We start from the raw sequence: 19,374 nt of genomic DNA, 5'->3' as shown, positions 1-19,374 counted from the left end.
GCCTAGACCTTCTTTTCCAGGTAGGGCTCTTCCAGCCGTCGCGCGAGCGCCTCGACGTCGTCCTTGAAGAGCCGCGCGCGATAGGCCCGGCCGGTGGCCCGGAAGTCGCGCCATCCCGGACGGCCGGCCAGGTCGTACAGCGAATTGCGCGGCGGTTTGGGCGTGGACGAGGACGCAGACATGCCGGCCAAACGTCGCCATGTCGCAAAAGGTTCATGGCTCAGCTTAGGATTTCGGCGGCCCGGTCTTGCGCGCCCTGGCGACCATGGCGGCGAGCTTGCGGTCGTCCAGACCGCCCTGCACCAAGTAGGGGCCAACGAGGTAGGCCGGCGTGCCCTGCAGGCCGAGCGCGAAGGCCTGCGCCCTGTGCCGATTGAGCTGAAGGTCGATCGCTTCCGACCCGTCCGCCAGCGCCGTGTTCAGGGCTTCGGCGTCGAGGCCCGCCCGCTCCGCCAGCCGTGGCGCGGCGTCGATCGACAGCGGGCCGGGATCGGTCATCAGGGCGTGGTGCATCCGGGCGTAGCCGCCCAGCCGGTGCGCCGCCAACGCGATCCTGGCCCCGGCGCGCGACTGCTCTCCGAGAATAGGCCAGTCCTTGTAGACGACCCGGACACCCGGATCGCTCGCCAGCAGCCGGTCGAGGGCAGGGGCGGTCTTGCGGCAGATCGGACACCGATAGTCGGTGAAGACGACGATGACGACGTCTGGCGCCTCGGCTCCCAGCCGCGGCGATCCGGGGTCGGCCAGCACGGACTCCACCACCGGCGTCAGCCGCAGGGCTTTGGCCGGCGGCGGGCGAGTCTGCAGAAACCAGGTCAGCGCCAGCGCTGCGACCACGGCCAGGGCCAGGGAGAGGCGGGGGCGCAGCTCAAACTGCCTCATGACGATCCCCTCTCAATTTGAGAAGGAGGCTAGGCGCCACCAACGCGAGCGTCGAACGCAATCACCTGCTGAGCGAGCGATATGATGAGGTTTCTTAGAGGCGTGGCCATCGCGCCAACGCGGCAAAAGTCTAAGCGCCTGAATCGTCGGAAGAATAATGGTGGATGCGACAGGGATTGAACCTGTGACCCCCTCGGTGTGAACGAGGTGCTCTCCCGCTGAGCTACGCATCCGCCGCAGGAAGGGCGCCGCTATAGCCGCTCGCTTTGCGCCGGGCAAGCGGTCAGAAGCCGCAAGCATGCATTTGGCAGTTGATCGTAGTGATCAATGAGGATGTCGGGGGCCAATTCGGCGGCCGGGATCTCGGTGTAGCCGAAGCTCACGAGCACTAGTGGAACGCCCGCGGCGCGGGCTGCGCCAGCGTCGGTGGCGGCGTCGCCGACCATGACGGCGCGGCCCGTCAGCCCGCCAGCGGCCTCGATCGTGTGGACCAGGTGGCGTGGGTCGGGCTTGGCCGCCGGGGCCGAGTCGGCGCCGATCACCGCATCGAACAGCGGCGCCAGGGCCAGCCTTTCGAGAATCGGCACGGAGAGGCCAGTGAGCTTGTTGGTGCAGACCGCGAGTCTGGCGCCGGCGTCCTTCATCGCTTCCAGCGCCGCTACGGCGCCGGGGAAGGGACGGGTCAGGTCAGCGCTGTGCTCGTTGTAGTGGGCGATGAAGCGGGCGAAGAGGCCGTCCATCCGCTCGGCCGGGGCCGGATGTCCCTGGGCCGCGAAGCCGCGCTCGATCAGCCGCCGGGCGCCGTAGCCGATGAAGGAGCGGGCTTCCTCGATTGGGAGCGGCGCGATGCCTTCCTGGGCCAATATGACGTTGAGCGTGCCGATCAGGTCGGGCGCGGAGTCGACCAGGGTGCCGTCGAGGTCGAAGACGATGGTGGCGCCCGCCAGGGCCGCGAGTTCACTCAAGGAAACGCTCCGTCGAAACCCTTCGCGGTTTCGGCTAAAGCCCACATGATTGCAACATCGTCGACTCGCAAGGACCGCCTCATGACCCCACGCGCCGCTGTGATTATGGCCGCCGGCCAGGGCACGCGCATGAAGTCGCCGGTTCCGAAGGTGCTGCACAAGGTCGGCGGCCGGACTCTGCTGGACCGGGTGATCGACACGGTGGAGCGCGTCGGCTGCGACCGCATCGTCGTGGTGGTCGGCACGCATAGCCCGGCCGTTCGCGAGCTGGTGGTGAAGCGCCTGGGCGAGCAGGCGGTGGCCGTGCAGGACCCGCCGCTCGGCACCGGCCATGCGGTGCTGGCCGCGAAGGAGGCTTTGGCCGGGTTCGAGGGCGACGTGCTGGTGGTCAACGGCGACTGCCCGCTGCTGGAGCCGCACGACCTCGATCCGCTATTCAAGCTCCGGGAGGAGGGGGCGCCCCTTGCGCTGCTGGGCTTCGAGCCGGCCGACACCCTGCTCTACGGCCGCCTGATCCGCGGCGCAGACGGCCATGTGCTCCGCATCGTCGAGCCCAAGGAAGCCACGCCCGACGAGCAGATGGTCCGGGCCTGCTACGCCGGCATGCTGTGCGCCGAGCGGGCGCAGCTCTTTTCGTGGCTGGAGCGCCTGACCAACGATAACGCCAAGGGCGAGTACTACCTGACCGGCATCGTCGGGCTGGCCAACGCCGACGAGATGATCGTTCGGGCGTCCATCGCGCCCGAAAGCGCGGTCATGGGCGCCGACACGCCGATGCAGCTTTCGCAGGCCGAGGCGATCTTCCAGCAGCGCCGCCGCGCCCACTTCCTGGCTGAGGGCGTGCAGATGCTGGCGCCGGAGACGGCCTATTTCAGTTGGGACACCGAGATCGCCGCCGGCGCGGTCATCGAGCAGTTCGTGGTCATCGCCCCGGGCGTGAGCATCGAGACCGGCGCCGTCATCCGCGCCTTCAGCCATCTGGAAGGCGCCCGCGTCGCCTCGGGCGCGCTGATCGGCCCCTATGCCCGCCTGCGGCCGGGCGCGGACATCGGCGAGGAGGCCCACATCGGCAACTTCGTCGAGGTGAAGAAGGTCAAGGTGGGGCCGGGCGCCAAGGCCAACCACCTGACCTATCTGGGCGATGGCACGGTGGGCGCGAAGGCGAACATCGGCGCGGGCACGATCTTCTGCAACTACGACGGCTTCGACAAGTACGACACTCATGTTGGCGAGGGGGCGTTCATCGGCTCCAACTCGGCGCTGGTGGCCCCGGTCACCGTCGGTCCGGGAGCCTATACGGGCTCGGGGTCGGTGATCACCCGCGACGTCGCGCCCGACGCGCTCGCCCTCGAGCGTTCGACCCAGGTGGAGAAGGAAGGCTGGGCCGCCCGCTTCCGCGCCGCCAAGCTGGCCAAGAAGGCGAAGAAATAACGTCGCGGCGAGGCGCGGCTTCGCCTATGTGACCGGCATGAGCACTGCAGACGATCAAAAGCGGGCCGCCGGCGAAGCCGCCGCCGCCCTGGTTGAAAACGGCATGGCCGTGGGCCTGGGCACTGGCTCCACCGCAGCCTGGTTCGTGAAGGCCCTGGCCGCGCGCAAGCTGGACATCGTCGGCGTGCCGACCTCGGTGGCGACCGCCGAACTGGCCGCCAGCCTCGGCATCCGCCTTGGCGAGCTCGGGCCGATCACCAGCCTGGACCTCACGGTCGACGGGGCTGACGAGATCGGTCCGGCCCTGGCGCTGATCAAGGGCGGCGGCGCGGCGCTGCTGCGCGAGAAGCTGGTCTGGGAAGCCTCCAAGCGCTGCATCGTCATCGCCGACGCCGAAAAGCGCGTGCCCATGCTCGGCAAGTTTCCGCTGCCGATCGAAGTGGTCGCGTTCGGACACGAGACGACGGCCCTGCGCATCTGCGACGCCCTGGCTGAATGCGACCTCGGCGTCGCGCCCCGGCTGCGGATAAAGGACGGCGTCCCGGTGAAAACCGACGGCGGCAACCTAATCTATGACGCAGCTTGCGGGCGTATCGAGGATCCCGCCTTGCTCGCCGACGCGCTGAAGAGCGTGACCGGCGTGGTCGATCACGGCCTTTTCCTCGACCTGGCGGACATGGCTCTGGTGGGCACGCCCGAAGGCGTCGTCACGATCGAGCCCTAAGGAGCGAGCAGTGGCGAAGTACGACTACGACCTCTTCGTGATCGGCGCGGGATCGGGCGGCGTGCGCGCCGCACGCCTGGCCGCGGTGTCGGGCGCGCGCGTGGCGGTGGCCGAGGAGCACCGCGTGGGCGGCACCTGCGTCATCCGCGGCTGCGTGCCCAAGAAGTTCATGGTCTATGCGTCGGAATTCGCCCACGAAGCGCAGATCGCCGAGGGCTACGGCTGGTCGGCCAGCGGGGCGAGCTTCGACTGGAAGAGGTTCCTCGACGCCAAGGATCGCGAGATCGCGCGGCTTTCGGGCATCTATGTCACCAATCTCAGCAACGCCGGCGCCGAGATCGTCCACGCCAAGGCCCGCCTGCAGGACGCCCACACCATCGAGCTGGTGGGGAAGGGGACGGTCACCGCCGAAAAGATCCTCATCGCCACCGGCGGCCGGCCGTGGAAGCCGACCGAGTTCCCGGGCGCCGAACACATCATCACCTCGGAAGAGGCCTTCCACCTTCCTGAGCTGCCGAAACGGATCATGATCGCCGGCGGCGGCTATATCGCCGTCGAGTTCGCCGGCATCTTCAACGGCCTGGGCGTGGACACCACCCTGGTCTATCGCGGGGCCAACATCCTCCGCGGCTTCGACGACGACGTCCGCTCGCATGTCGCCGAGGAGATGAAGAAGCGCGGGATCAAGGTGGTGCTGGGTTCCCAGCACCGGGCCATCGAGAAGACCCCCGGCGGCCTCGTCAGTCGCATGACCGCCGGCGCCGACATCGAGACCGACCTGGTGATGTTCGCCACTGGCCGCCGGCCCTATGTCGAGGGCCTGGGGCTGGAGAACGCCGGGGTTCGTCTGAACGACGCCGGCGCCGTCGCCGTCGACGCGTTCTCGCGCACCAATGTCGAGAACATCTGGGCGGTCGGTGACGTCACCGACCGGATCAACCTGACGCCGGTGGCGATCCGCGAGGGCGCGGCCTTCGCCCAGGCCGAGTTCTACGACAATCCGATCAGCTTCGATCACGACATGGTCGCGTCGGCGGTCTTCTCGCAGCCGCCCGTCGGCGCGGTGGGCCTCTCGGAAGCCGATGCGCGCCATCTGCATGGCAAGGTGGACATCTACCTGTCGCGCTTCCGCCCGATGAAAACCACCTTCTACGGCGGTGATGAGCGCTGCCTGATCAAGCTCGTGGTCGATCAGGCCAGCCAGAAGATTCTCGGCTGCCATGTCGTTGGGGCCGACGCGCCGGAGATCATCCAGATGGCGGCCGTCGCGCTGAAGATGGGGGTCACCAAGCAGCAGTGGGATTCGACCTGCGCCGTTCATCCGACCCTGGCCGAAGAGCTGGTGACCATGCGCGACAAGTACGTGCCGCAGGGCGCGGCAGCGTGACCCGAGCGGGGTGGGCCGCCGGCTGGGCGGTCTGGTACGGCTGGGTTCTCTGCTTCGTCTTCACCCTGGCGCCCCTGCTGGGGTGGCTCAGCCCCCTGGGATTCACGCCCCTGGCCGTGCTGGGAGGCCTGCTCAGCCTGCGGGCCTTCCAGGTCTCGGAGGCCGACCGCCCCGCCGCGCTGGCGATCCTGGTCCTCTGCCTGTGGGCCCTGGTCTCGACGATCTGGAGCCCGTTCAAGCCGACCGAAATCGGCAATACGACCGGTTTCAAGCTGCTGGCAGGAAGCCTCTTCTATTGGGCGCTCTTCCGCTCGGCCTCTGCGGCCGACGCGGACGTCCGGGCGCTGGCCCTGCGCATATTCACGTGGGGCGTGGCGGCCTTCGGGCTCGTCATTCTCATCGAGGCCCTGACCGGAGCTGCGATCTACAAGTATCTGCGCGAGGCGACGGGCGATCCCATTCGGCCTGACCTGGCCATCCGCAACGTCGCTCAGGGCGGCTTCGTGCTGGCGGTGCTGGCCCCTGCGGCCGCCGTGGCCGGCTGGCGGGTGGGGGCAGGGCTCTGGCCGGCCATCGCCATCGCCCTCGGCATCGGCGGCGCCAGCTTCGGCCTTGAAGCCGATGCGCCGATCATCGCCCTGGTTCTGAGCCTGCTGGCCGGCTGGGCCGTCTGCCGATGGCCGGTGGCGACGCCGAGAGTTCTCGGAGGAGCCGCCGCTCTCCTCATGCTGGCCGCGCCGTGGCTGGTCCTGGCCGCCCGGAGCCTCGGCTGGCTGCAGGCCCTTCACGCCGCCGTGCCGCTTTCCTGGCAGATGCGGCTGGACTACTGGGGCCACGCCGCCGACCGTATACTGGCCGATCCCCTGCGCGGCTGGGGCGTCGACGCCAGCCGCACCTTCGGGCCGGACATCACCCTGCATCCGCACAATGGGGCGCTGCAGGTCTGGCTTGAGCTCGGCCTCATCGGCGCCGTCGCTGCGGCGGTCTTCTGGGCGGTAGCGATCGCGCGGCAAAGCTCGCAACGCGCCGACCTGGGCCGCGCGGCCGCGGTCGGCACGGCCATGGCCTATCTGACCTTCGCCTCTGTCTCGTTCGGGGTCTGGCAGGACTGGTGGCTGGCCCTCGGCGCCGTCGCGGCCACGGCCTGCCTTGCGGTGCAGAAGCAGGGCCTCTCGCTGGAAGACTGGCCCGCGCGCTCTTAGATCATCGACGCGACAAGTATTCTGGGGTTAGAAGCCCTCGTTCCATCCATATGATGGGCGTGGAGTTGAGCGATGACCGAACATTGGACGCCCGCTTCCTGGAGGAAGAAGCCCGGCAAGCACATGCCGACCGACTATCCGGATCTGGCGGAGCTGGCCAAGGTCGAGCAGATCCTGCGTGGCATGCCACCCCTGGTGTTCGCCGGTGAGGCGCGTCGACTGAAGGGCCTGCTGGGCGAGGTGGCCGAAGGCCGCGCCTTCCTGCTGCAAGGCGGCGATTGCGCCGAGAGCTTCAAGGAATTCCACGCCGACAACATCCGCGACACCTTCCGCCTGATCCTACAGATGGCGGTGGTGCTGACCTTCGCCGGCGGCAAGCCGGTGGTGAAGGTCGGTCGTATGGCTGGCCAGTTCGCCAAGCCGCGCTCGTCCCCGGTCGAAACCGTCAACGGCGTCGAGTTGCCATCCTATCGCGGCGACATCATCAACGGCATGGAGTTCGACGCCGCCTCGCGCACGCCCGATCCCCAGCGCCTGCTGCAGGCCTATGGCCAGTCGGCCGCGACCCTGAACCTGCTGCGGGCCTTCGCCGGCGGCGGGTACGCCGACCTCTACAACATTCACCGCTGGACCCTGGGCTTCGTCGCCGACAGCCCCCAAGGCGCGAAGTATCGCGAGCTTTCGGAGAAGATCAGCGAGGCCCTGACTTTCATGGCGGCCATCGGGGTCACGCCGGAAAGCCAGTCCGACCTGCACCGGGTCGAATTCTTCACCAGCCACGAAGCCCTGCTGCTCGGCTTCGAGGAGGCGATGACCCGCGTCGATTCCACCTCGGGCGAATGGTACGACACCTCCGCTCACCTGGTCTGGATCGGTGAGCGCACACGCGAGCTCGACGGCGCCCATGTCGAGTTCTTCCGCGGCATCAAGAACCCGATCGGGGTGAAGTGCGGCCCGACCATGGAGCCGGATGATCTCCTGCGCCTGATCGACGTGCTCAACCCGAAGAACGAGCCTGGCCGCCTGACGCTCTACGGCCGCTTCGGCCACGACAAGATCGCCGAACGGCTGCCGCGCCTGCTGCAGGCCACCAAGAAGGCGGGCCGCTCGGTCGTCTGGGCGATCGACCCGATGCACGGCAACACCCTGACGGCGGCCAACGGATACAAGACCCGACCCTTCGACCGCATCCTCTCCGAGGTGCGGAGCTTCGTGCAGATCGCAGAGGCCGAAGGCGTCCATCCGGGTGGGGTCCACCTGGAGATGACCGGCCAAAACGTCACCGAATGCCTGGGCGGGGCGCGGGCGCTGGCGGAAGGCGACCTCGCCGACCGCTATCATACCCACTGCGACCCGCGGCTGAACGGCGAGCAGGCGCTGGAACTGGCGTTCCTCGTGGCTGAGAAGCTGAAGGAAGAGCGGCTCGAAGCGGCCCTGCGCGCCGCGGTCTGATCCGATGAGCGGTTTGCCGAGATCGGCGGGCCGCTCCGCGTTTGGCGGTGACCCGGTCAGCTATCACGCCGTGCGGCCAGGGTATCCCGACTGGGTGTTCGACATCTTGCGCGCGCGGTGCGGCCTACGCCCCGGCGTGGCGGTGTTCGAGGTGGGGGCCGGTACCGGCACGGCCAGCGAGCGGCTGCTGGCGATGGGCGCCCGCCCGCTCGTGGCGATTGAGCCCGATCCTCGCATGGCGGCCCTTCTCGGCGAAAGATGCGACGTCGAAATCCTGGTTGAAGCCTTTGAAAGCGTCGAGCTTTCCGACAATTCGTTCGATGTTGGCGTGGCCGCGACCTCGTTCCACTGGGTCGAGCCAGGCAGAGGGCTGGCCCAGGTGCGGCGGTTGCTGCGCCCCGGCGGATGGTGGGCCATGGTTTGGAACGTCTTCGGTGACGAGGTGCGGCCCGACCCGTTCCATGAGGCGACGCTGCACCTTGTCGGCGGCGTGAAAAGTCCATCGGCCGGAACGCCAGGCGGGCCGCCGTTCGCGCTGGACGCCGAGCGGCGGCGCGGCGAGCTCGAGGCGGCGGGATTCGAGGAGATCGGCTATGAGGCGCAGCCCTGGACCCTGACCCTTGATCAAGCCGCCGTCCGGGCGCTGTACGGCACGTTTTCCGACGTGGCCCAGCTTGATCCGGCCGAACGCGAGCGAGTGCTGGACGCCCTGGCAGAGATCGCCGAGCGCGAGTTCGGCGGTCGGGTCGAGCGCAACATGGTCACGGCGCTGTATACCGCCCGTCGCCCGGTCGTGCCCTAAGCGCCACCCGGCGCCCGAAAAGACGGCGCGAGGGAAACCCGCGCTTGCGGCGAAGCGCCGGAAGCCTCAGTTTCCCGCCCTCTTTGAAAACCGGTGAGACCATGGCCGACCCGGCCCAGGCGGCCCTTCCCTCGGGCGGGCGCGAAATCGACGTTGTCCGCACAGAGACGGCCGAGCTGTGGAAGCTCTCCTGGCCGGTGGTGCTGTCGCGCCTGGGCATCATGGTCATGGGGCTGTCGGACGCGATCGTCGTGGGCCGCTTTTCGGCGACCCAGCTCGGTTATCACGCTCTGGCCTGGGCGCCGACCAGCGTCGTCGTGACCATGTCGGTGGGTCTGCTGACCGGCGTCCAGGTGATGACCGCCCGCGCGATCGGCCAGGAGCGACGCGATCTGACCGGCGCGGTCCTGCGCCGCGGCCTGATCTACAGCTTCTGGATCGGCGCGGTCTCGATGGCGCTGACCTTCCTGGCGGGGCCGACCTTCCTGCACCTGATCGGGCTGGAGAAGGATCTCGCGGACGGCGCGGGCCGCGTCATGCTGGTTTTCGCGCTCTCGCTGCCGGGCTACGCCGTCAGCGTCGCGGCGAGCTTCTGGCTGGAGGGCCTGGGCAGGCCCAAGCCCGGCGCGGTGATGATGTGGCTGGCCAATGGCGTCAACCTGGCCGTGCTGCTCCTGCTGGTCCCCGGAACCTTCGGCCTTCCGGCCCTCGGCGCCGTCGGGGGAGCCTGGGCGACGACCAGCGCGCGCACCTTCCTGGCGCTGGCGATACTGCTCTACATCTGGCGAATGCCCGAAGCGCGGGCCCTGGGGGTTTTCTCCCGACCCGAGCGAGACCTGCCGGCCGAGACCGAGCAACGGCGCATCGGCTATGGGGCAGGGGCGTCCAACTTCTTCGAGGTCGCCGCCTTCGCCTCGATGAACGTCTTCGCCGGTTGGATGGGCGGCCTGACCGTCGCGGCCTGGGCGGTGGTGCTGAACGTCGCCGCCCTGGTCTTCATGGTCCCGCTGGGGCTTTCCACGGGGACGGCGGTGATGGTCGGCCGCGCCTATGGCGCCCGCGACGCTCGCGGCGTCACGCGCGCGGGCCTGATCGGCTTCGGCATCACCGCGGCCTTCGGGTTGATCATATCGCTGGCGATCTGGCCCAGCGCCGGGGTCATCAGCAAGGCCTACACTTCGGACGCGGTGGTGCTGAAGATGGCCAGCGCCGCGTTGGTGCTGTCCTGCCTCTTCTTCCTGGTGGACGCCCTGCAGGTAGTGATCGCCCAGGCGCTACGGGCGCGGGGTGATGTCTGGCTGCCGACCTTCACCCACATGACCAGCTACGTTCTGGTGATGATGCCACTGGCCTGGTGGCTGTCGATCCCGATGGGGATGGGCTTGAACGGCATCGTGTGGGCGGTCATCACCGCCTCCTTCCTGTCGGCGGGGCTTCTGGCGATGCGTTTCTGGATGCTGGCCCGCCGCGGCCTTTGAGCGCGTTTATCTGCTCGCAGGTGAACGGTAGATTCACGCTGACCTGCGAGGTTGAGGCATGCCTGCCAAGCTCAAGCTTACCGCCCGCTTCCTGTTGATCGCCGCCACCCTTGTCTGCGTGGTGGGGATGGTCGGCCCCTTCAAGGGCGTGGAGAAGAACTTCGTGCCCGCCGACAAGGCGGCCCACTTCATCGCGTTCTACGGCCTCACGGTCCTGATGATGATGGCGTTCCCGAAAAGCCGCCGGCTTGAGATCACCCTGGCGGCGATCGGACTGGGCGCGGCGGTCGAGGTGGCTCAGTTCTTCACCCATCGCGGCTTCAGCTTCAGCGATCTCTCGGCTGACGTCGTCGGCGCCTTCGCGGTCTGGGTTCCCATGTGGCTGCAGTCGGTGCGCAGTCCGCCGGTGGTCGAGCGCCGCCGCCGCGCTTCGGATCGCGCTGTCGAGCCAGCGCCGGAGCGCTCGCGAACCGCCTGAGAGAGCCAGACCTTCGGCGATCCGCCTCCGCCAGGCGTGTCTAGGCTCCGACGCCCAGAATCCAGCCTTCTTCGGTCTCGGCGTCGACTACGACGTCGGCGGCCGGGATAGTCGGGGCGAAGAGCGCGGCCAGCTTGCCGGTCTCATCCAGGCGGGCGAAGTGCTCGGAGGTCACCCGCACCTGGGCCTGGTCCTTGATCTCGCCAGGCTGCGGCTGGGCCTTGTAGAGCGAGGGATAGACCTCTGCGACCACGACCTCGACGCCGGCCAGGTCGGCCTCGGTGAGGGGCCGGAACCCGGTCTCGAACGGCCAGACCTTCAGCGCCTCGCCCCGGGCCAGTTTCAGCCGCCGGACCGCCGGGATGCCGAGGATCGCCTGACCGCCGACCGAGCCGTTGTAATAGAGCTTCCAGATCGAGGCCGCGCCCTTGGCGGCCAGGTCCGCATGGCGGAACTCCGGCAGGTCGTCTGGGCCGTGGGCCCGCGGCCGCTTCGGCTGCAGCGTAGTGAGCGCGTCCTTGGGCGGGCAGCCCCAGAACGGGAACGGGCCGCCAGTCAGGCGCCGGTTGATCTCCGACCCTACCCCGAAGCGGTTGTTGGTATTGTCGGCCTTGTCCTTGACCATCTTGTCGAGCTGGTCCCAGACCGCGCGCCAGGGCGCCTCGCCCGAGAGGTTCAGGCCTGTGGCCAGCCCACGCGGGAAGCCCAGCGGAAAGTCGAAGCCGACCAGGGCGCGTTCGCCCCGCTTCTTGAAGTCGTCGAGGATTTCCCCGAGCTTCTGCTCGGCCGCCGCCCGGGTCGGAGGATTGAACGATTCGAAGGTCAGGCGGAAACGCAGGTCGCGCTTCATCACCCCGATCCAAACCGAATCCGGGCCGGTCGACGGCTTGGCCGCCGCGCTCCAGTCGACGATCACATAGGCGCTGAAGAGGCGGGACACTCAGGAACTCCGAATGGGCGAACCCTGGGCTTGTAACCGTTCGCATCCGGCGGGCCAACACCGGCCGGTGGCGCCGGCGGGGCTTCGCGTGTAAGGCGCCCCTAGAGCAATGCGGAGCTTTGAGTCCATGGGCGAACCCCTCAAGGGCGGCGTGATCGGAGCCGGGGTCTTCGGCGGCCATCATGCACGCAAATATGCCGGAGCGCCCGGCGCAGCGCTCTCGGCCGTGCTCGATACCCATCACCCGGACCGGGCGGCGCTGCTGGCGGTTCCGCTCGGCGGCCGGGCCTTCCACAAGCTGGACGAGTTCCTCGAGGCCTGCGACGTGGTCACGGTGGCCTCGCCGGCCAGCGTCCACATCGAAGGCGCCCTGGCGGCGCTGGAGGCCGGCAAGCCGGTCTATATCGAGAAGCCGATCGCGATCAGCCTGGCCGACGCCGACAGGATCATGGCCGCGGCCGCGAAGAAGAACCTGGTCGTCGCCTGCGGGCACCAGGAGCGGGTGGTGTTCCAGGCCATGGGCCTGTTCGACATCCCCGAGCAGCCACTGAGGCTCGAAGCAGTCCGCCACGGCGCCCCCTCCGAACGCAGTCTGGACGTCTCGGTAGTGCTCGACTTGATGATCCACGACCTCGACCTGGCGCTTTCGCTCTCGACTGCCGAGCCGCTGGCCGTCGAAGGAGAGGGGGCGGTCGACTATTCGGGCGGCTGGGACCGCGCCCGGGCGGAAGTGACCTTCGACGACGGCTTCACCGCCATCTTCGACGCTTCCCGCATGGCGCCCGAGCGCAAGCGGACCATGAAGCTGGTCTACCCCTCCGGCGAGGTGGAGATCGATTTCATCAGCCGCGCGTTCCGCAATACGACGGGCTTCCGCCTCAACCGCGACTATGCGGATGCGCCTGGCGTGCAGGACACCCTGGCCACCAGCGTCGAGGGCTTCCTGGCGGCGGTCCGCGGCGAGGCGCCTCGCCCGATCGTCACTGCGCCCGAGGCGACGCGCGCTCTTGATCTCGCCCTGGCCGTGGAACGGGCCTTGGAGGATCAAGGCTAGCGGGGCTAGGCTTCGTCGGATCGATCGGTGGAGCACGGCCATGACCAAGTTCGCTTACGACTTCGAGTTCCACACCATCGAGGGCGGCCACCTGCCGCTCGAGACCTATCGCGACAAGGTCGTGCTGGTCGTGAACACCGCCTCCAAGTGCGGCCTGACCCCGCAGTACGAGGGGCTGGAGCAGCTCTATTCGGATTACAAGGACCAGGGCCTCGTCGTCCTCGGCGTGCCCTGCAACCAGTTCGCTGGCCAGGAACCGGGCACGGAAGCCGAGATCAAGGACTTCTGCGAGACCACTTTCCACGTGGACTTTCCGATGACCGCCAAGACCGACGTGAAGGGCGACACCGCCCATCCGTTCTACAAGTGGGCCAAGGAGGTCCTCGGCGAGCCGGCCGAGCCGGTCTGGAACTTCCACAAGATCCTGGTCGGCAAGGACGGCAAGCTGATCCGCGCCTTCGGTCCGCGCACCGAGCCGCAGGACGAGGAAGTCGTCGGCGCGATCAAGGCCGCGCTCTAATTCCCAGCCACGAGTAAGACATGCGGACCGTTGGCCTGCTCGGCGGCATGAGCGCCGAGAGCACGACCCTTTACTATCAAGTGATGAACCGCCTGGTGCGCGAACGCCTGGGCGGCCTGCATTCGATCCAGCTCGTCATGTGGTCGGTCGATTTCGCGCCGATCGCCCAGATGCAGGCCGATGGCGAGTGGGAAGCCGCCGGCGCGGTGCTGGCCGATGCCGCGAGGCGCCTGCAGGCGGCGGGCGCCGAGGCGATCATGATCGGCGCCAACACCATGCACTTGGTCGCTGATCAGGTGCAGGCCGCGATCAGCGTACCCTTGATCCACATCGCCGACGCCACCGCCATGCAGGTGAAGGCCGGCGGCTGCTCGCGTCCGTTGTTGCTGGCCACGCGCTTCACCATGGAAAAGCCGTTCTACCGCGAACGGCTCGCCAGCCAGGGCGTCGAGGCCCTGATCCCTGGCGAGGCCGACCGCGAGCGCCTGCACGCCATCATCTATGACGAACTCTGCCAGGGCGTGATCCGTCCGGACTCCAAGGCCGAGGTGCTGGCGATGATCGAAAGGTCGCCGGGGGCCGACAGCGTCGTCTTCGGCTGCACCGAGGTTGGGCTGCTGCTTTCGCCGCAGGACGTCGACCGCCCGGTGGTCGACACGGCCCTGGCCCACGCCAAGGCCGGCGTGGATTTCGCGCTGGCCTAGCCTCAGATCAGCCGTTCGTCCTCGCCCAGGTGGAAGGGCGGCTCGTCCTCGTCATCGCGATCGTTCGCCGGGCGCGCCTGCTGGCTGGCCCGCGGCGCGATCGGCCGGCGCAGCACAGCTTCGGCGCGGTTGATCCACTGACTGGCTTCCTGGGCGGCGTCGCCGGGCGTGGTCGCCTTGCGCCGGGCCTCGTCTCCCGCCAGCCAGAGATCCAGGTCGAAATCGGGATAGTGCGGATCATCGAAGATCAGCCGCAGGGTGACCCGGGCGGCGTGCTCGACCGGCTGGTCGAGCCCTCTGCGCGGTTCGCCGCGATAGGCCTTGGCCAGCACCTGACCATCCACGATGAGTTCGGCGCCGGCCAACTCATCCAACCGGTAGACCAGTAACCAGCGGCCGGAGTCCCAGGCGACCGCCACCAGGCCTGTGGTGAAGTTGAAGCCGGCTCCGCGGCCGCGCCCCGGGGCGACGATCATCGCCTCGGGGGCGTCCTTCAGCACCCGTTTCAGTTCGCGGCGGATTCGCCGCTCCTCATCCATCAGCCAGATCGCAGCGCTGCCCAGTACGGTGACCGCCAGGCCGGCCAGCACCAGCAGCAGGATCAGTTGGGGCCACTCGCTCATCTGCTCAAGCTACCGCTGTTCGCGGGAGCGGAGAAGTCGAACGGCGTTGAACTGTCATCTGAGTAGTGTCTTCTTGAGCAAACCACTGATGGTAGGTGCAGGAGGGAACTATGGGTTTGCTGGACGGTATCCTTGGCGGCGGCGCTGAAGGCGGTTCCCCGATCGGCGCGATCACCGACCTGCTCGGCGCGCAGGAGGGCGGCCTGGGCGGCCTGCTCGGCACGTTCGAGAAGAGCGGCCTGGGCGGTCTGGCCGCTTCGTGGGTCGGGAAGGGTGAAAACCTGCCGATCTCGGCGGAGCAGATCCAGAGCGTGCTGTCCTCGGGGATGCTCGCCGACTTCGCCGCCAAGCTCGGCGTCGATCCGCAGGTCGCGGCCGGAACCCTGGCGAAGGTGCTGCCCCAGGTCATCGATCAGCTTACGCCTGACGGCCAACTGCCCGCTGGCGGCGCCGGCGGCGGTTTGGGCGGGCTAGGCGGCATCGCCGATATTCTCGGCAAGCTGGGCCGCTAAAGCTCGTTCGACCACCAGCGCTTCAGGCGGCGTAGCAATCGCCAGCTGAAGTAGATCACCCCGATCGCCCCGAGCACGAGGGCCAGCGCGACGGTGATCGCGATGTGTGGCTGGCTCAACGCCAGCCACAGCCCGCCTGCGGTCACGACATCCTCGAAGCCGCTCACGGCGATGTTGCTGACCGGCTCGGGGCTGGTGTTCACCGCCGCCCGTGCGCTCGCCTTGGCGCTATGGCTCAGTAGGGCGGCGCCGCCGCCGAGCAGGAAGACGATCACCTGCCAGGTCGGATCGGAGGCATCGACCACCGCCAGCGCCAGCAGCGCCCCGCCCAAGGGGCGGATCAGGGTGTGGGCGCTGTCCCAGAGGCTGTCGAACCACATGACCTTGTCGGCCACGAGCTCAGCCAGGGCCGCGACGACCGCGACGCCGATCACCCACGGATTGGCCAGGGCGTCCAGGGCTTGGACCTGTTGGGGCAGGTCGAGCAGTCCATAGCGCATGGCCAAGCCCGCCGCTGCGACGCAGGCATAGAGCCGCCAGCCCGCCAAGAGGCTCAGGCTAGCTGCGACCCCAACCAGTTCGACCGCGCCCATGGGCCGATCTCCTGACAGCACCCGGCGGCAGGCTAACCCTCTTCAATCCAAAGAAGAAGTGTCGGCGTAAGCGCGGCCTAGAGGTCGAGTTCGACCACCAGGGGCACGTGATCCGAAGGCTTGTCCCAGCCCCTGACGTGCTTGTGGATCTCGCAGCCGCGCAGCAGGTCCGCCGCCTGCGGGGAGAGCAGCGCGTGGTCGATGCGGATGCCGTTGTTCCGCTGCCAGGCGCCGGCCTGATAGTCCCAGAAGGTATAGGCTTCCGGCGCGCCGTCGGCCTGCAGATAGGCCTCGGTCAGGCCCAGCCACTTCAAGGCCCGGAAAGCCTCGCGGCTCTGCGGCTGGAAGAGCGCGTCGCCCAGCCAGTTCTCCGGATGCGCCGCGTCGCGGGCCTCGGGAATCACGTTGTAGTCCCCGACCAGGGCCAGCGGCTCCTCATAGGCCAGCAACTCGCGCGCATGAGCGTTCAGCCGCGCCATCCAGCGGAGCTTGTAGTCGAACTTCTCAGTGGCGATCGGATTGCCGTTCGGCAGGTAGATCGAGGCGACCCGCACGGGCCTGGCGCCGCTGACCACGGCCTCGACATAGCGGGCATGTTCGTCGCCGTCCTCGCCAGGGAGACCTTTGCGGACGTCCTCGAGCGGCGTTTTCGAGAGAATCGCCACGCCGTTGTAGGTCTTTTGCCCGTGGACCGCGGCGTTGTAGCCCAGCCGCTCGAAGGCTTCGGTGGGAAACTTCTCGTCGACGCACTTGATTTCTTGCAGGCAGGCGACATCCGGCGATGCCTCCTCGAACCAGCGCAGCACCGTTTCCAGGCGCGCGTTGACAGAATTTACGTTCCAGGTGGCGATACGCATCGGCTGCTCCAGCTTGGCGCCGGACGCTAGAAGGCTCGCTCGCGAGGCTCAAGTCCCCCGAACAAACGTGACCTTTTCGCAATCATGGTCTAGCTAACTGCGACCAATTGTCATGCACTGGAGTATTCATGTCGCGGTTTACCAAGCTTGCGCTGCTCAGCGCCGCTCTGATGACGGCCGCGCCGAGCGCCGTCTTCGCGCAAGGCCGTCAGGCCTCGGCCACCAACGCTCAGAAGATGCAGGCGAATGCTGCGGCCCAGGTGCCGCACTGCTCGCGCAAGCTCGGCACGCTGTCGATCACCAACGGTGACGACCCCCGTGGCTGGAACCAGTACAACCTCGCCCCGCCGGCCAAGCTGTTGCGTTCGATCGTGCAGCGCTCGGGTTGCTTCAACCTGGTGGACCGCGCCGCGGGCCTCAACGCGGCGCAGGCCGAACGCGACATCGGCGCGGGCCTGGGCATGCAGCGCGGTTCGAACGTGGGGCAGGGCCAGATCAAGGCGGCGGACTACGTGCTCGTCGCCGAGGTGCAGGCTTCCGATGGAAACGCCGGCGGTTCGGCCCTGGCCGGCCTCGCCGGTGGCCTGATCGGCGGCCGCGCCGGCGCTCTGGTCGGCGGCATCAAGACCCGCAAGCTGGAAGCCAACACCATCCTGTCGCTGACCAATGTCCGCACGACGGAAACCGTCGCCGTGACCGAGGGCTATTCGGTGAAGAACGACCTCGGCTGGGGCGCCGGCGGCGGCCTGGGCGGCTTCGGCGGCTTCGGCGGCGCGGTCGGCGGCGGCTACGAAGACACCGAGACCGGTCGGATCGTGACCATCGCGTTCATCGACGCCTATTCGAAGATGGTCAACGAGCTCGGTCTGGTGGCCGGAAGCGCCTCGGCCGCTTCGGCCGCGCCCTCGAAGACCTTCAGCGCCACCGCGCCGGTCAATATGCGCAAGAGCGCTGACGCCAAGGGCGCGCTGATCCGCACTCTGCCGCCCGGCGCGATCGTTTATCCGACCGGCCAGAAGAACGGCCTGTGGTGGGAAGTGGCCGACGAGAACGACAATGTGGGCTGGGTGCTCAACACCAAGCTCGAACCGACCCGCTAATGGGGAGGGGCGCCGTCCCGGCGGCGCCCGCCTTCGCTTAGATCGAGAAGCTCACGCCGCAGCCGCAGCTCGACTTGGCGTTGGGATTGCGGACCTTGAACTCGGCGCCGGCCAGTTCGTCGACGAAATCGATCTCCGAGCCTTTCAGCAGCACCATCGACATCTCGTCGACCAGGGCGGCGGCTCCGTCGCGCTCGACGCGCAGGTCGTCCGACTGGGCCTTGTCCACCAGATCGAACTGGTACTGGAAGCCCGAGCAGCCGCCGCCTTCGACAGCGACGCGCAACATGATCGGCTTGCCCTCGGCCTCGCCGATTTCGCGCAAGCGCTTGGCTGCTGCAGGAGATAGGGTGAGTTCGGTCGTGGTCATGCTGCGGAAAACCTCTGCCTCGTCTATATGAGACCGCCAAGCCCTTCGTCCAAGAGGGCGTCGTCATGCCGAGTTTCGATGATCCCTCCGCCCCGCGCGCCCTACGCCGAAGATTCCACCAAATCGCTGGGGCGGAAGATCGCCGAGCCGGAAAGCCGCACGCGTACGCCCTTTGCTCGTGACCGGGACCGGATCATTCACGCCACGGCCTTCCGGCGGCTGAAGGAGAAGACCCAGGTCTTCGTGGCCCACGAGGGCGACCACTTCCGCACCCGCCTGACCCACTCGCTGGAAGTCGCCCAGGTGGCGCGCTCCCTGGCGACGGCGCTGGGGCTGGAGCCGGACCTGGCCGAGACCATTGCGCTCGCCCACGACCTCGGGCATCCGCCCTTCGGGCATGCGGGGGAGGATGAGCTCCAGATCCAGATGGAGCGCTTCGGCGGCTTCGACCACAACGTCCAGACCTTCCGGGTCGTCACCCGGCTGGAGCGCCGCTATCCGCGCTGGGACGGGCTCAACCTCACCTGGGAGACCCTGGAGGGGGTGATCAAGCACAACGGCCCGGTGGCCGAGAAGCTGGACCGGCCGTCCTGGAACGCCATCGCCGAGTTCGACAAGGAATACGACCTTCGCCTTTCCACCTGGGCCTCGGCCGAGGCCCAGGTCGCGGCCCTGGCCGACGACATCGCCTACAACAATCACGACGTCGACGACGGCGTGGCCGCGGGCCTCTTCCAGCTCGAGGAGCTGTTGGAGGTTCCGCTGATCGGCCCGATCCTGGCCAGCGTCTACAAGGACTATCCGAGGCTCGACCCGGTCATCGTCCGCCTGGAGGCGGTCCGACGGATGATCGGGGCCATGGTCGACGACGTTCTGGCTGAGACCAATCGCCGCGTCCGCGAGACGAAGGTCGCCTCGCCGGACGACGTCCGCAATCTCGACTACGCGCTGGTCTCGTTCTCGCGGGACATGCTGGAGGACCTCTCGCGTCTGCGGGAATTCCTGATGGCGCGCATGTACCGCTACTGGAAGGTCAACCGCACGCGCAGCCAGGCGCGCCGAATTCTCGCCGAGATGTTCCAGTTGTTCATGGCCGAGCCCGATGTCCTGCCGACGGAATGGTTCGCTCGCTCGCAGAACCGCGACGACGCCGGCCGCGCGCGGGTGGTGTGCGACTACATCGCCGGCATGACCGACCGGTTCGCCATCGAAGAGCATCGGCGACTTTTCCACCTCGACGTCCTGAATTAGGCGACGGGCTGGCTTCGAAGCTCGGTTCCCTTCGGTAAAATCCCTGAAA

Annotated in this window: 22 protein-coding genes and 1 tRNA gene; 14 read left to right on the top strand and 9 right to left on the bottom strand. The window is 68.0% G+C overall.

Annotated features, from left to right (window positions below):
• Positions 1-2: 2 nt before the first annotated feature.
• The 4 genes from ABID41_RS00720 to gph form a co-directional block, all read right to left on the bottom strand.
• Positions 3-182, bottom strand: a complete 180-nt coding sequence (locus ABID41_RS00720; protein ID WP_331932751.1) for a hypothetical protein — start codon at positions 180-182, stop codon at positions 3-5.
• Between the two features lie 43 nt (positions 183-225).
• Complete coding sequence (locus tag ABID41_RS00715) at positions 226-882, bottom strand: DsbA family protein (RefSeq protein ID WP_331932750.1); 657 nt, start codon at positions 880-882, stop codon at positions 226-228.
• A 158-nt stretch (positions 883-1,040) separates the two neighbouring features.
• Positions 1,041-1,115 (bottom strand) — tRNA-Val (locus ABID41_RS00710).
• Positions 1,116-1,133: 18 nt separating this feature from the next.
• Positions 1,134-1,847, bottom strand: a complete 714-nt coding sequence (gene gph / locus ABID41_RS00705; RefSeq protein WP_354296973.1) for a phosphoglycolate phosphatase — start codon at positions 1,845-1,847, stop codon at positions 1,134-1,136.
• A gap of 81 nt (positions 1,848-1,928) precedes the next feature.
• Here gph and glmU point away from each other — a divergent pair, with 81 nt between their 5' ends.
• From glmU to ABID41_RS00665, 8 genes are all read left to right on the top strand, one after another.
• Entirely contained in the window at positions 1,929-3,278 is a 1,350-nt protein-coding gene (gene glmU / locus ABID41_RS00700) for a bifunctional UDP-N-acetylglucosamine diphosphorylase/glucosamine-1-phosphate N-acetyltransferase GlmU (protein ID WP_331932748.1), read from the top strand.
• A 37-nt stretch (positions 3,279-3,315) separates the two neighbouring features.
• Positions 3,316-4,002 carry a ribose-5-phosphate isomerase RpiA gene (rpiA, locus tag ABID41_RS00695; RefSeq protein ID WP_331932747.1) on the top strand — a complete coding sequence of 229 codons (687 nt, stop codon included), beginning with the start codon at positions 3,316-3,318 and terminating at the stop codon, positions 4,000-4,002.
• Between the two features lie 10 nt (positions 4,003-4,012).
• Positions 4,013-5,389 (top strand): glutathione-disulfide reductase, encoded by a 1,377-nt coding sequence (gene gor / locus ABID41_RS00690; RefSeq protein ID WP_354296971.1) that lies wholly within the window; start codon positions 4,013-4,015, stop codon positions 5,387-5,389.
• Positions 5,386-6,591, top strand: coding sequence for an O-antigen ligase family protein (locus ABID41_RS00685; protein WP_331932804.1), 1,206 nt, complete (start codon positions 5,386-5,388; stop codon positions 6,589-6,591). Before gor ends, ABID41_RS00685 begins: the two co-directional genes overlap by 4 nt.
• A 72-nt stretch (positions 6,592-6,663) precedes the next feature.
• The gene (locus ABID41_RS00680; protein WP_331932805.1) at positions 6,664-8,043 is read left to right on the top strand and encodes a class II 3-deoxy-7-phosphoheptulonate synthase; all 1,380 of its coding nucleotides are present in this window, start codon (positions 6,664-6,666) and stop codon (positions 8,041-8,043) included.
• 4 nt (positions 8,044-8,047) lie between these two features.
• Positions 8,048-8,845, top strand: coding sequence for a class I SAM-dependent methyltransferase (locus ABID41_RS00675; RefSeq protein ID WP_331932806.1), 798 nt, complete (start codon positions 8,048-8,050; stop codon positions 8,843-8,845).
• A gap of 101 nt (positions 8,846-8,946) precedes the next feature.
• Positions 8,947-10,323 carry an MATE family efflux transporter gene (locus tag ABID41_RS00670; RefSeq protein ID WP_331932807.1) on the top strand — a complete coding sequence of 459 codons (1,377 nt, stop codon included), beginning with the start codon at positions 8,947-8,949 and terminating at the stop codon, positions 10,321-10,323.
• 58 nt (positions 10,324-10,381) lie between these two features.
• Entirely contained in the window at positions 10,382-10,801 is a 420-nt protein-coding gene (locus ABID41_RS00665; RefSeq protein WP_331932808.1) for a VanZ family protein, read from the top strand.
• Positions 10,802-10,841: 40 nt separating this feature from the next.
• On the opposite strand, the gene ABID41_RS00660 is transcribed toward ABID41_RS00665, so the two are convergent.
• Complete coding sequence (locus tag ABID41_RS00660; RefSeq protein ID WP_354296968.1) at positions 10,842-11,741, bottom strand: cobalamin biosynthesis protein CbiG; 900 nt, start codon at positions 11,739-11,741, stop codon at positions 10,842-10,844.
• A gap of 127 nt (positions 11,742-11,868) precedes the next feature.
• On the opposite strand from ABID41_RS00660, the gene ABID41_RS00655 reads away from it, so the two are divergent.
• The 3 genes from ABID41_RS00655 to ABID41_RS00645 are packed head-to-tail and all read left to right on the top strand — an operon-like array spanning position 11,869 to position 14,019.
• Positions 11,869-12,795 (top strand): Gfo/Idh/MocA family protein, encoded by a 927-nt coding sequence (locus tag ABID41_RS00655; RefSeq protein ID WP_331932810.1) that lies wholly within the window; start codon positions 11,869-11,871, stop codon positions 12,793-12,795.
• Between the two features lie 40 nt (positions 12,796-12,835).
• The gene (locus ABID41_RS00650) at positions 12,836-13,315 is read left to right on the top strand and encodes a glutathione peroxidase (protein ID WP_331932811.1); all 480 of its coding nucleotides are present in this window, start codon (positions 12,836-12,838) and stop codon (positions 13,313-13,315) included.
• A gap of 20 nt (positions 13,316-13,335) precedes the next feature.
• Positions 13,336-14,019, top strand: coding sequence for an aspartate/glutamate racemase family protein (locus tag ABID41_RS00645; protein ID WP_331932812.1), 684 nt, complete (start codon positions 13,336-13,338; stop codon positions 14,017-14,019).
• Positions 14,020-14,021: 2 nt separating this feature from the next.
• Here the strand turns inward: ABID41_RS00645 and ABID41_RS00640 are convergent, their stop codons facing one another.
• Positions 14,022-14,642 (bottom strand): hypothetical protein, encoded by a 621-nt coding sequence (locus tag ABID41_RS00640; protein WP_331932813.1) that lies wholly within the window; start codon positions 14,640-14,642, stop codon positions 14,022-14,024.
• 110 nt (positions 14,643-14,752) lie between these two features.
• Here ABID41_RS00640 and ABID41_RS00635 point away from each other — a divergent pair, with 110 nt between their 5' ends.
• Complete coding sequence (locus tag ABID41_RS00635; protein WP_331932814.1) at positions 14,753-15,154, top strand: YidB family protein; 402 nt, start codon at positions 14,753-14,755, stop codon at positions 15,152-15,154.
• On the opposite strand, the gene ABID41_RS00630 is transcribed toward ABID41_RS00635, so the two are convergent.
• Both ABID41_RS00630 and xth read right to left on the bottom strand, forming a co-directional pair.
• Positions 15,151-15,747 carry a DUF4126 domain-containing protein gene (locus ABID41_RS00630; protein WP_331932815.1) on the bottom strand — a complete coding sequence of 199 codons (597 nt, stop codon included), beginning with the start codon at positions 15,745-15,747 and terminating at the stop codon, positions 15,151-15,153. The two genes, ABID41_RS00635 and ABID41_RS00630, sit on opposite strands and share 4 nt — an antisense overlap.
• A gap of 77 nt (positions 15,748-15,824) precedes the next feature.
• The gene (gene xth / locus ABID41_RS00625) at positions 15,825-16,604 is read right to left on the bottom strand and encodes an exodeoxyribonuclease III (RefSeq protein WP_331932816.1); all 780 of its coding nucleotides are present in this window, start codon (positions 16,602-16,604) and stop codon (positions 15,825-15,827) included.
• Between the two features lie 128 nt (positions 16,605-16,732).
• On the opposite strand from xth, the gene ABID41_RS00620 reads away from it, so the two are divergent.
• Positions 16,733-17,704, top strand: a complete 972-nt coding sequence (locus ABID41_RS00620; protein WP_354296963.1) for an SH3 domain-containing protein — start codon at positions 16,733-16,735, stop codon at positions 17,702-17,704.
• Positions 17,705-17,741: 37 nt separating this feature from the next.
• Here the strand turns inward: ABID41_RS00620 and erpA are convergent, their stop codons facing one another.
• Positions 17,742-18,074, bottom strand: coding sequence for an iron-sulfur cluster insertion protein ErpA (gene erpA, locus ABID41_RS00615; RefSeq protein WP_331930612.1), 333 nt, complete (start codon positions 18,072-18,074; stop codon positions 17,742-17,744).
• 78 nt (positions 18,075-18,152) lie between these two features.
• Here erpA and ABID41_RS00610 point away from each other — a divergent pair, with 78 nt between their 5' ends.
• Entirely contained in the window at positions 18,153-19,325 is a 1,173-nt protein-coding gene (locus ABID41_RS00610) for a deoxyguanosinetriphosphate triphosphohydrolase (protein ID WP_331930610.1), read from the top strand.
• Positions 19,326-19,374: the final 49 nt, after the last annotated feature.

Source organism: Phenylobacterium koreense, from assembly GCF_040545335.1.
Taxonomy (GTDB): Bacteria; Pseudomonadota; Alphaproteobacteria; order Caulobacterales; family Caulobacteraceae; genus Phenylobacterium; species Phenylobacterium koreense.
Note: the sequence above shows the minus strand (reverse complement) of the source record. Positions and strands in the feature narration are given on the sequence as shown.

What these genes read in the sequence shown, in the direction of transcription:
- ABID41_RS00635 (WP_331932814.1), top strand. Translation starts at nt 14,753, where the DNA reads ATGGGTTTGCTGGACGGTATCCTTGGCGGCGGCGCTGAAGGCGGTTCC.
- ABID41_RS00610 (WP_331930610.1), top strand. Translation starts at nt 18,153, where the DNA reads ATGATCCCTCCGCCCCGCGCGCCCTACGCCGAAGATTCCACCAAATCG.
- ABID41_RS00670 (WP_331932807.1), top strand. Translation starts at nt 8,947, where the DNA reads ATGGCCGACCCGGCCCAGGCGGCCCTTCCCTCGGGCGGGCGCGAAATC.
- ABID41_RS00640 (WP_331932813.1), bottom strand. Translation starts at nt 14,642, where the DNA reads ATGAGCGAGTGGCCCCAACTGATCCTGCTGCTGGTGCTGGCCGGCCTG.
- ABID41_RS00680 (WP_331932805.1), top strand. Translation starts at nt 6,664, where the DNA reads ATGACCGAACATTGGACGCCCGCTTCCTGGAGGAAGAAGCCCGGCAAG.
- ABID41_RS00650 (WP_331932811.1), top strand. Translation starts at nt 12,836, where the DNA reads ATGACCAAGTTCGCTTACGACTTCGAGTTCCACACCATCGAGGGCGGC.
- glmU (WP_331932748.1), top strand. Translation starts at nt 1,929, where the DNA reads ATGACCCCACGCGCCGCTGTGATTATGGCCGCCGGCCAGGGCACGCGC.
- ABID41_RS00675 (WP_331932806.1), top strand. Translation starts at nt 8,048, where the DNA reads ATGAGCGGTTTGCCGAGATCGGCGGGCCGCTCCGCGTTTGGCGGTGAC.
- ABID41_RS00630 (WP_331932815.1), bottom strand. Translation starts at nt 15,747, where the DNA reads ATGGGCGCGGTCGAACTGGTTGGGGTCGCAGCTAGCCTGAGCCTCTTG.
- erpA (WP_331930612.1), bottom strand. Translation starts at nt 18,074, where the DNA reads ATGACCACGACCGAACTCACCCTATCTCCTGCAGCAGCCAAGCGCTTG.
- rpiA (WP_331932747.1), top strand. Translation starts at nt 3,316, where the DNA reads ATGAGCACTGCAGACGATCAAAAGCGGGCCGCCGGCGAAGCCGCCGCC.
- ABID41_RS00715 (WP_331932750.1), bottom strand. Translation starts at nt 882, where the DNA reads ATGAGGCAGTTTGAGCTGCGCCCCCGCCTCTCCCTGGCCCTGGCCGTG.
- ABID41_RS00665 (WP_331932808.1), top strand. Translation starts at nt 10,382, where the DNA reads ATGCCTGCCAAGCTCAAGCTTACCGCCCGCTTCCTGTTGATCGCCGCC.
- ABID41_RS00720 (WP_331932751.1), bottom strand. Translation starts at nt 182, where the DNA reads ATGTCTGCGTCCTCGTCCACGCCCAAACCGCCGCGCAATTCGCTGTAC.
- xth (WP_331932816.1), bottom strand. Translation starts at nt 16,604, where the DNA reads ATGCGTATCGCCACCTGGAACGTAAATTCTGTCAACGCGCGCCTGGAA.
- ABID41_RS00620 (WP_354296963.1), top strand. Translation starts at nt 16,733, where the DNA reads ATGTCGCGGTTTACCAAGCTTGCGCTGCTCAGCGCCGCTCTGATGACG.
- ABID41_RS00655 (WP_331932810.1), top strand. Translation starts at nt 11,869, where the DNA reads ATGGGCGAACCCCTCAAGGGCGGCGTGATCGGAGCCGGGGTCTTCGGC.
- ABID41_RS00645 (WP_331932812.1), top strand. Translation starts at nt 13,336, where the DNA reads ATGCGGACCGTTGGCCTGCTCGGCGGCATGAGCGCCGAGAGCACGACC.